The organism is Trinickia sp. (assembly GCF_051954495.1).
Taxonomy (GTDB): Bacteria; Pseudomonadota; Gammaproteobacteria; order Burkholderiales; family Burkholderiaceae; genus Trinickia.
Genome location: NZ_JBQCHR010000021.1, coordinates 77,315 through 87,419, shown reverse-complemented (window position 1 = coordinate 87,419; position 10,105 = coordinate 77,315). Strand labels below are relative to the sequence as shown.

Below are 10,105 nucleotides of genomic sequence, written 5' to 3'. Positions count from 1 at the left end.
GCGCCGCGCCACAGCTGCCTGCGTGCGCCGGGCGCGTCACAAGCCCCTGCCCGCCCCGTTTCGCCGCGCCACAGACCCTAAACGGCGTGAGCGCACGAGCTGATACGGACGCAGCGCATAAGCCAGCGTACCGAAGCCGCTCCAAATATGCACGAGGCGCGTGAACGGGAACAGCAAAAAGACGGTCATGCCAAGGATCAAGTGCAACTTGAAGGGCCAGAGCACCGATGTCATCGCGCCCGCATCGGGCCGCAGCGTCACGATCCGCTGCGCCCAATCGGCCAGCACCAGCATCTCGTGTGCATCCGCGCGCTGGGCATACGAAAACGGCAGCGTCAGCAACCCTAGACACAGCTGAATCCATAGCACGATCAAGATCGCGAGATCCGTCGGACGGCTCGTCTTGCGGATGCGGGGATCGAAAATGCGGCGATGAAGCAGCATCGTCAATCCGATGAAACAGAGCGTCCCGGCCGTCCCGCCCGAGACAATCGCGAGCATCTGCTTCTGAGACGGCGTGATGAACATCGAATAGAGGGCATGCGGCGTCAGCAGCCCCACCGTGTGCCCGAACAGCAAGAACAGCACGCCGATGTGGAACAAGTTGCTGCCCCAGCGCAATTGCGCCCGGCGCAGCAGCTGAGACGAATCGCTTTTCCACGTGTATTGCGCGCGTTCGAATCTTGCCAGGCTGCCCAGCAGGAAGACCGTGAGGCAGATGTACGGATAGACGGAAAAGAAGAAGGTATCGAGGGAGGTGCTCATGCCCGTACTCCTTGCGCGGCGCCCTGCGCTGCGTGTGAATCGGTAGCTTGCGCGCGGCGCACGACGCGGACCGGCTGCGGCTGCCCCGCCCCTTGCTGCCCGAGGTTGCCGCAACCGTCGAACGCCGCCGGCTCTTGCCACGCTTCATCGAGGTCCAGTTCCGGCTCGACCGGCTGCGCATCGGCGGCGACGCTCGCGCCGGCGAGATCGAGCAAGGCCGCGATAACCGCCGCATACGCGCTGCCGCGCTTGTCGAGCGCGCCATGGATACGCTGCAAGATATGCGCGACTTCGCAGAGCAATGAAACTGCCGCTTCGCGCGGCTGCGTCGACGCATATTCGAGCAGGACCGTCAGGTGATCGGGCAGTTCGCCGTCGCGAAGCGCAAGTCCCGCTTGTTCGTATGTGCCGATCAAATCGAGCATCGCCGGGCCGCGCTCGCGGGAATCGCCGTGCACATGCTCGAACAAGTGCAGCGCCGTGCCGCGGCCACGATCGAAGAGTTCCACGTAGGCAGCTTCGGCATCGAGACCGTGCGCGCATGCGATCGTTTCAACCAGGGCCTCGATTTGCAGCAGACGCGCCGGCCCGATCGCTCGCGCCCCGCGCAGCGCCGCCCACACGTCGTCGAGATGCGTCCGCCATTCGGCCTCCGGATAATGCAACAAGTACGCCAGCGCGCGTAGCGTCAACGAGAACGCGACGTCGCGTTCGTTTTCGTCGTATCGAGCCATCATCGGTTCTCCACCTTGATCGGGATCGTGCGCTTGCCTTCGCCGCCAAACAGGCTCGGCTCGTCGTCGCCGTGATTGCAGCCGTTTCCGAAGCTAAAGCCGCAGCCGCCGCGCATGTCGAACGCGTTCTCCGCGTATTCGCGGTGCGACGTGGGAATGACGAATCGGTCTTCGTAATTCGCGATCGCCATGACGCGGTACATATGTTCCATCGTCTCAACGCTCAATCCGACCTGACGCAACACGGCATCGTCGGTCACGCCGTCCACGTGCTTTGCGCGCTGATAGGCGCGCATCGCCAACATCCGTTCGAGCGCACGCACTACAGGCCCCTCGTCGCCCGCTGTCAGCAAGTTGGCGAGATACTTCACCGGTATCCGCAATTGACTCACATCTGGGATCGCGCCATTCGCGCCGATGTGGCCCGCTTGCGCGGCGCCCGTGATAGGCGAAAGCGGCGGCACGTACCAAACCATCGGCATCGTGCGGTACTCGGGGTGCAGCGGCAAAGCCACTTGCCACTCGACAGCCATGCGATAGACGGGACTATTGCGCGCCGCTTCGAGCCAGTTTTCGGGCACGCCGTCGCGGCGCGCCGCCTCGATTACCGTTGGATCGTGCGGATCGAGGAAGACATCGAGCTGCGCCTTGTACAAGTCCTTTTCGTTTTCGACGCTCGCGGCCGCTTCGATGCGATCGGCGTCATAGAGCAATACGCCGAGATAGCGAATGCGCCCAACGCACGTCTCGGAGCACACGGTTGGCTGCCCGGCTTCGATGCGCGGATAGCAGAAGATGCACTTCTCGGCCTTCCCCGTCTTCCAGTTGTAATAGATCTTCTTGTACGGGCAACCGCTCACGCACATGCGCCAGCCGCGGCACTTGTCCTGATCGATCAGGACGATGCCGTCTTCCTCGCGCTTGTAGATCGAACCCGAGGGGCACGATGCGACGCAAGCCGGATTCAGGCAGTGCTCGCACAAGCGTGGCAGATACATCATGAACGTGTTTTCGAACTGTCCGTAGATGTCCTTTTGAATGGCCTCGAAGTTCGCGTCCTGACTGCGCTTGGAGAACTCTCCGCCGAGGATTTCTTCCCAATTCGGCCCGCCCTTGATTTTCTCCATCGGCTGGCCGGTGATCAGGCTGCGCGGCTTGGCCGTCGGCGCGGCCTTCATCTCGGGCGCGCTTTGCAGATGCTCGTAGTCGAACGTATAAGGCTCGTAGTAGTCGTCGATCTGCGGCAGGTTCGGGTTAGCGAAAATGCGCGAGAGCACCTTGAGTTTGCCGCCCTGGCGCGGTTCGATCGAACCGTCCTTCTTGCGCACCCAGCCGCCGTTCCACTTTTCCTGGTTTTCCCACTGCTTCGGATAGCCGACGCCGGGCTTCGTCTCGACGTTATTGAACCAGGCATACTCGACGCCAGGCCGGTTGGTCCAGACGTTCTTGCATGTCACGCTGCAGGTGTGGCACCCGATGCACTTATCGAGGTTCAGCACCATGCCGATTTGGGCGCGCACTTTCATTGTTCGACTCCTTGCGTTTGCGCCGCGCTCTGCGCAGCAGCGGGCTCGTCGAGCCAATCGACGCGCCGCATCTTGCGCACGACCACGAATTCATCGCGGTTCGTGCCTATCGTTCCGTAATAGTTGAAGCCGTAGCTCAGTTGCGCGTAGCCGCCGATCATATGCGTCGGCTTCAGCACGATGCGCGTGACCGAGTTGTGAATTCCGCCGCGCACGCCCGTTATCTCGGAGCCCGGGGTGTTGATGATCTTCTCCTGCGCGTGATACATCAGCACCATGCCGTTCTTGACGCGTTGGCTGACGACCGCCCTCGCCGCGATGGCGCCGTTGACGTTGAACAGCTCGATCCAGTCGTTGTCCTCGATGCCGGCGCTGCGTGCGTCGTCTTCGCTGAGCCACACCACGGGACCGCCGCGATTGAGCGTCAGCATCAACAAGTTGTCGCTGTAGGTGCTGTGGATGCCCCACTTCTGGTGCGGCGTGATGAAGTTCAGCACGATCTCGGGGTTTCCGTTCGGCTTCACGCCGTTCATCAGATCCGTCGCCTTGAGATCGACCGGCGGCCGATAGCTGGAAAAGCCTTCGCCGAACGCGATCATCCACGGATGGTCCTGATAGAACTGCTGACGCCCCGTCAGCGTGCGCCATGGAATCAGCTCATACACGTTGGTATAACCCGCGTTGTAGCTGACCGTCTCGCTTTCGATCCCGCTCCACGTGGGCGAGCTGATGATCTTGCGCGGCTGCGCCTGAACATCGCGGTAGCGAATCTTTTCGTCCTCGCGCGGCAGGGCCAGGTGCGCGTGGTCCCGGCCCGTTGCCTTGGACAGCGCCTCCCATGCCTTGACGGCCACATGACCGTTCGTTTCGGGCGCAAGCTGCAGGATAACTTCGCAGGCGTCGATATCGCTGACGATACGCGGCATGCCCTGCGTGACGCCCGCATCCTGCGTCACACCGTTTAGTTCGCCCAACTGTTTGACCTCGGCTTGAGTCTGCCAGGCGATCCCCTTGCCGCCGTTGCCCACCTGGGTCATCAAAGGGCCTAGCGCGGTAAAGCGCTTATAGAGATTCGGATAGTCGCGCTCGACAACGGACACTTGCGGCGCCGTCTTGCCCGGCACCAGCGAGCACTCGCCCTTATGCCATTCCCGAACGTCGAACGGCTGCGCAAGTTCGGCCGGGGTGTCGTGCATGAGCGGCGTCATGACGACGTCTTTCTCCTCGCCCAAGTGAGTGCCGCACACTTCGCTGAACGCCTTGGCGAACCCCTTGTAGATCTCCCAGTCGGAGCGAGACTGCCATACCGGGTCCACAGCCGCGGAAAGCGGATGGATGAACGGATGCATATCGCTCGTGTTGAGGTCGTTCTTCTCGTACCAGCTAGCCGTCGGCAGAACGATGTCGGAGTATAGGCACGTGGTGCTCATCCGGAAATCGAGCGTGACGAGCAAATCGAGCTTGCCTTCGGGTGCTTGATCGTGCCAGTCGACTTCTTGCGGCTTGGCATCGCTCGGCCCGAGATCCTTGCCCTGCACGCCGTTGCTCGTTCCCAGCAAGTGCTTGCAGAAGTACTCGTGCCCCTTTCCCGACGAACCCAACAGGTTCGAACGCCAAACGAACATGTTGCGCGGCCAGTTCTCGGGCGCGTCGGGGTCCTCGCAGCTCATTTGCAAGCTGCCGTCGGTGAGGCCTTGAGCGACGAACGCCCGCACGTCCTTGCCCGCCGCGGCCGCCATGTCGGCGAGGTGAAGCGGATTCGTCTTGAGTTGCGGTGCGCTCGGCAGCCATCCCATCCGTTCGGCGCGCACGTTGTAGTCGATCATGCTCGCACCGAAGCGGGATGCATCGGCAAGAGGAGAGACGATCTCGTCCGGGGTCAGCTTTTCATAGCGCCATTGGTCGGTGTGCGCGTAGAAGAAGCTCGTGCTGTTCATTTGACGCGGCGGACGCGCCCAGTCGAGTGCGAACGCAAGCGCCGTCCATCCTGTTTGGGGGCGAAGCTTTTCTTGTCCGACATAGTGCGCCCAGCCGCCGCCGCTGCGGCCGATACAGCCGCACATCATCAAGAGATTGATGACGCCGCGGTAGTTCATATCGGCGTGATACCAGTGGTTCATCGCCGCGCCGATGATGACCATCGACTTGCCGTGCGTCTTGTCGGCGTTTTCGGCGAACTGCCGAGCGAGCGCGACGATTTGCGACCGCGACACGCCCGTGATCGATTCGGCCCAAGCGGGCGTGTAAGCGGCATCGTCGTCGTAGCTTGCGGCGCCGCTGCCGAGGCCGCGGTCCACGCCGTACTGCGCGGCTTGCAAGTCGAACACCGTGGCGACGAAGGCTTCGTGCGCGCCGTCTTCGTTGGGATTGGCCAAGCCCACCCGCACGGCGGGCACGCGCGCCATGCTGATCCGCCCGCTTTGCTCGTTGGACGGAAAGTGCGGGTTATGCTCGCCCCCGAAGTAGGGGAACGCAACATCGACGATCTCGTGCGGCTGCGGCGTGTCTTCGAGTACCGAGAGCTTAAGGCTGGCATGTTGGCCGCTTTGCGCGTCCCGTTCTTCCAAATTCCACTTGCCAACGTCGTCCCGTCCTTCGGCGCCCCAGCGAAAACCGATCGACCCGTTCGGCAGCACGACACGCCCGGTGCGGTCGAACGCGACTGTCTTCCATTCAGGGTTGTTCGTCTGTTCGAGCTGGCCTTCGAAATCGCTGGCCCGCAGATAGCGATCGGGCACGAGCGTCGTACGCCCGTCAGGCAGCGTGTGCCGTTTGAGCATGACGAGCATCGGCATGTCGGTGTAACGCCGAACGTAGTCGTCGAAGTACGCGCTGCGCTTGCGGAAGAAAAACTCCGTCAAGACGACATGGCCCATCGCCATCGCCAACGCGGCATCCGTTCCCTGCTTCGGGTGCAGCCAGAGATCGGCCAACTTGGCTACTTCGCTGTAGTCTGGGGTGATCGCCACCGTCTTGGCGCCCTTGTAGCGTACTTCGGTGAAGAAGTGCGCATCGGGCGTCCGCGTTTGCGGAACGTTGCTGCCCCACGCGATGATGAACGTCGAGTTGTACCAATCCGCCGATTCGGGCACGTCGGTCTGTTCGCCCCACACCTGCGGGCTCGCGGGCGGCAGATCGCAATACCAATCGTAGAAGCTCATGCAAACGCCGCCGATCAAGCTCAGGTACCGGCTGCCTGCCGCATAGCTCACCATGCTCATGGCCGGGATCGGCGAAAAACCGATGATCCGGTCCGGCCCGTGGCGTTTGATCGTATAGACGTTTGCCGCGGCGACGAGCCGGTTGACCTCTTCCCACGAGCTGCGCACGAAACCGCCCATGCCGCGCACTTGCTGATAATCGCGCCGCGCCTCGTCGTTCTCGACGATCGACGCCCATGCGTCGACGGGATCGGCATGAACCGCCAGCGCCGCCCGCCAGCGCTCGAGCAGGCGAGCGCGCACCATCGGGTATTTGACGCGGTTCGCGCTGTACAGGTACCACGAATATGACGCGCCGCGTGCGCAGCCGCGAGGCTCGTGGTTCGGCATGTCCCAACGCGTGCGCGGGTAATCGGTCTGTTGCGTTTCCCACGTGACGATGCCGCCCTTCACGTAGATCTTCCACGAGCATGACCCCGTGCAGTTGACGCCGTGCGTGCTGCGCACGATCTTGTCGTGCGACCAGCGGTTGCGGTAGGCATCCTCCCACTTGCGGTCTTCGCCCGTGGTGACGCCGTGCCCTTCCGAAAAGCGCTCGGACGGCAGCGCGAAGTGAATCAGTCGATTGAGAAAATGACTCATGGATGCTCCGAAATCAGCAAGGCATCGGTGCTCGACGGCGCGCGTAGTGCCACCACGTCACCGCGATACAAATCAGATAAAAAGCGATGAAGACATACAAGGCGGTCTCGGGGCCGCCCGTGAGCGCGATCGAACTGCCGTAGCTCTTCGGAATGAAGAAGCCGCCGTATGCCGCCATCGCCGCGGTAAAGCCGAGGGTCGCCGCGGCCTCCGTATTGCCCTGCTTCGTCGCGCGGTCCACGGCCTCGCGGTCGAGCGCATCGACGCCCTCTAAATTCAGTGCGAGGAAGATCACCGGGATCATGCGGAACGTGGAGCCGTTACCGATGCCGGTCGTGAAGAAGAGCACGAGGAAGCTCACGAAAAAGCCGCCGAAGCTCCCACCCGACGGGCCCGAGGGAAGGAAGAGCAGCACGCCGCCCACGGCCAACGCCATGACGACGAAGTTCCAGAGCGTGACGCGCGCGCCGCCGAGCTTATCGGCCAGCCACCCGCCGAACGGACGCACGACGGCGCCGATCAGCGGCCCGAGCCAGGCATACGCGAGCGGATTGATGCTGGGGAATTCGTTCTTGATCAGCAGCGGAAACCCGGCCGCATAGCCGATGAACGAACCGAAGGTGCCCAGGTAAAGCAGGCACATCAGCCAGTTGTGCTTGCGCCGAAAGATAGCTGCCTGCGCCGCGAAAGACGCTTTCGCCTGCGCGATGTCGTTCATGCCGAACCAGGCCGCGAGCGAGGCCACGGCGATCCATGGCACCCAGATGAACGCTGCGTTCTGCATCCACACCTGCGAGGCGTGCCCCGCCTTGACCATCGTTTGCGGCGCGCCGCCGAAGATGCCGAGGACGCCGGCCGTCACGACGAGCGGGCTCAAAAACTGGACGACTGATACGCCGAGATTGCCGAGCCCCGCGTTGACGCCCAGCGCTGAGCCCTTGCGCTCTTTCGGAAAGAAGAAGCTGATGTTGGCCATGCTCGAACTGAAGTTGCCGCCGCCGAAGCCGCACAGCAGCGCGAGTGCGAGCATCGTGCCGTAAGGCGTCGTATTGTCCTGAACGGCGAAGCCGATGCCGAGGGCAGGCAGGAGCAACGAAGCGGTCGAAATCGCCGTCCAGCGACGGCCGCCCACGAGCGGCACCATGAACGAGTAGAAGATCCGCAACGTAGCGCCGCTCAACGCGGGCGCCGCGGCGAGCCAAAAGAGTTGGTCGGTCGTGTATTTGAAGCCGAGCGCGGGCAGGCTCACGGCCACCACGCTCCACACTTGCCAGATCGCAAAGGCGAGGAACAATGCGGGCACTGAAATCCACAGATTGAGCTTGGCGACCGCTTCGCCCTCGCGCTCCCAAAATGCCTTGTCTTCCGGCGTCCAGACTTCCAGCGTATGGCCGCTTCGCTGCGTCAGCGAACGGGTGGTCATGTCGGTTCCCCTGTCGGTTCGTGGTGACGTCGGCATCGCACGCGGTACGTCGCGAAGATGCGCGTTGCCGACCATGAACAAACTAACCGGTCTGCGCAGGGCTCGAATTGACGCGGATCAAGTACATCAAGGAGTGATATTTCCGGCGGTGATGTACCTCACGCGCATGGCGCACGCGAATGCGCGCCCTTGACGCAGGTCAATGCGCGGCGGGCGAAGGGCGGAAGAATGAATGGATGGATCGATATCGATCGACACGTATGGCTGTCGATCGAAGAGGGTCAACGTCGGGCAAGGTCGGTCGACGTCGAACCGAAGCCTCGAAGTCGACCGAATGCGGGAAGCTCGGGACGCGCCGGGTCAGGGCCTCGACGGTTTGTGTGGGAGGCGCTGCGTCCGCCGCCAACCGGTCGCAGGCGATGCTACGCCGCGCCGCGGCTTTATGCCGCCAAGTAAGGCGAGAGGCGCGAAAGCGCGTTTTGCACGTAGGACTCTTTTTCGCCGACGGGCGCAACGTAGTGCAGCGCCGACGTGGCAGCCTCGATGCCCTCGGTGCGCGCGATGATCCAAGCGGCGAGATAAGGCGACGCCATGCAGCCGCCGGCGGTCGCGATATTGCCGTTCGCATAGAACGGCTGGTTGAGCACTTCCACGCCGGCTTCCAGCACCCAGGGTTTCGTCGTCAGATCCGTACAGGCCGGAATGCCCGTCAGCAGGCCGAGCTTCGCCAAGATCAGCGCGCCGGAACACTGCGCCGCAATCAACTGACGCGCCGGGTCCAGCGCGAGTCGCCCCAACATGGCCGCGTCGGCCACCACCTCGCGCGTCTTGACGCCGCTGCCGACAATGACCGCATCGGCGTCGCGGGCTTCGTCGAGCAAGGACTGCGCGCGCACGGTCACCCCGTTCATCGACGTCACTTCGGCTTGGGGGCAACACAAGGAAACCCGCCAGTCGGGCTTTTTGATCCGATTGAGAATACCCAATGCGACAAGCGAGTCGAGTTCATTGAATCCGTCGAACGTCAAAATGGCGATGTGCATGAAATGTGCGGGCCGCAGGCCCGGCCAGGGGAAGATGCCCGCTATGTTACGCGCGCGACTCAATTCAATCGAGAAAATCCGCTTGATATGCCTGCGGGATGTCGATCGTCCGGCGGTCAATCGAGCGAGGGCGGGCTCACGCGTGCGAATTCACCCTCGATCTGCAGTGGGATATCGTCGTCGATCGAGCTCGCCCACTTCGCCAGGCCGAACGCCCCTCGGCTGAAATTGCCGCTTGCCCTAAAGGCGAGCCGATCCTGCGCGCCCGAGCGCACGATCGAATCGTCGAATGTCACATCGAGCTCGATAGGCTGCGTCACCGCCCGAATCGTCAGTAGACCTAACAACCTCCCCTTGCCCTCGCCCGTGGGTATGTAACCCGTACTCACGAAACGAATCGAGGGATAGCGCGCCGTGTCGAGCACGGCGGAACTTTTCACGAATGCTGCGGCGAAAGGCGTATTCGACTCGACGCTCCGCGCATCGATATCGACCGAGACGCGGCCGAACTCGCGCGTGTCGCGCCCTCGCTCCAACCGGCCATTCATGCGAACAAACCGCATTCGCCAACGCCACCCGCGCGGGCTTGCGATGGTGAATCTTACCGAGGACGTTTCCGGGCGCAGACCGTATGCGGCCGGCGCACCCGCCGCCGGCGCTGCCTGAACCATTTGTGGCGACTGCGCATTCGCGAGGCCTTCCGTAGAGAACGCGACAACGAGCGCCGCCGCAAGCGCGGTCATGCATCGGGTGCGCGCTCGTTTGCGGCGTCCGCGCGCTCCGCGCTCGCCGCGGATGCGGCAGTTCGTCG

Annotated in this window: 7 protein-coding genes; all 7 read right to left on the bottom strand. The window is 62.9% G+C overall.

Going from position 1 to position 10,105, the window contains the following annotated elements; genetic code table 11:
* Positions 1 to 36 precede the first annotated feature (36 nt).
* Entirely contained in the window at positions 37 to 765 is a 729-nt protein-coding gene (narI, locus tag ACTHNR_RS02800; RefSeq protein WP_440545926.1) for a respiratory nitrate reductase subunit gamma, read from the bottom strand.
* Entirely contained in the window at positions 762 to 1,499 is a 738-nt protein-coding gene (gene narJ, locus ACTHNR_RS02795) for a nitrate reductase molybdenum cofactor assembly chaperone (protein ID WP_440545932.1), read from the bottom strand. Before narJ ends, narI begins: the two co-directional genes overlap by 4 nt.
* The gene (gene narH / locus ACTHNR_RS02790) at positions 1,499 to 3,025 is read right to left on the bottom strand and encodes a nitrate reductase subunit beta (RefSeq protein WP_440545925.1); all 1,527 of its coding nucleotides are present in this window, start codon (positions 3,023 to 3,025) and stop codon (positions 1,499 to 1,501) included. The genes narJ and narH overlap by 1 nt, the downstream gene beginning before the upstream one ends.
* On the bottom strand, positions 3,022 to 6,828 hold the full coding sequence (locus tag ACTHNR_RS02785; protein WP_440545924.1) for a nitrate reductase subunit alpha: 3,807 nt from the start codon (positions 6,826 to 6,828) through the stop codon (positions 3,022 to 3,024). Before ACTHNR_RS02785 ends, narH begins: the two co-directional genes overlap by 4 nt.
* Positions 6,829 to 6,841: 13 nt before the next feature.
* The gene (locus ACTHNR_RS02780) at positions 6,842 to 8,251 is read right to left on the bottom strand and encodes a NarK family nitrate/nitrite MFS transporter (RefSeq protein ID WP_440545922.1); all 1,410 of its coding nucleotides are present in this window, start codon (positions 8,249 to 8,251) and stop codon (positions 6,842 to 6,844) included.
* Between the two features lie 440 nt (positions 8,252 to 8,691).
* A complete protein-coding gene (locus ACTHNR_RS02775) occupies positions 8,692 to 9,294 on the bottom strand; it encodes a DJ-1/PfpI family protein (RefSeq protein WP_440545921.1) in 603 nt (200 codons plus the stop codon).
* Between the two features lie 116 nt (positions 9,295 to 9,410).
* Positions 9,411 to 9,965, bottom strand: coding sequence for a YceI family protein (locus ACTHNR_RS02770; protein ID WP_440545931.1), 555 nt, complete (start codon positions 9,963 to 9,965; stop codon positions 9,411 to 9,413).
* Between the last annotated feature and the right edge of the window lie 140 nt (positions 9,966 to 10,105).

Bases quoted from the DNA above. Each gene is read 5' to 3' on its own strand.
- ACTHNR_RS02780 (WP_440545922.1), bottom strand. From the start codon at position 8,251: ATGACCACCCGTTCGCTGACGCAGCGAAGCGGCCATACGCTGGAAGTC.
- ACTHNR_RS02775 (WP_440545921.1), bottom strand. From the start codon at position 9,294: ATGCACATCGCCATTTTGACGTTCGACGGATTCAATGAACTCGACTCG.
- narI (WP_440545926.1), bottom strand. From the start codon at position 765: ATGAGCACCTCCCTCGATACCTTCTTCTTTTCCGTCTATCCGTACATC.
- narH (WP_440545925.1), bottom strand. From the start codon at position 3,025: ATGAAAGTGCGCGCCCAAATCGGCATGGTGCTGAACCTCGATAAGTGC.
- ACTHNR_RS02770 (WP_440545931.1), bottom strand. From the start codon at position 9,965: ATGGTTCAGGCAGCGCCGGCGGCGGGTGCGCCGGCCGCATACGGTCTG.
- narJ (WP_440545932.1), bottom strand. From the start codon at position 1,499: ATGGCTCGATACGACGAAAACGAACGCGACGTCGCGTTCTCGTTGACG.
- ACTHNR_RS02785 (WP_440545924.1), bottom strand. From the start codon at position 6,828: ATGAGTCATTTTCTCAATCGACTGATTCACTTCGCGCTGCCGTCCGAG.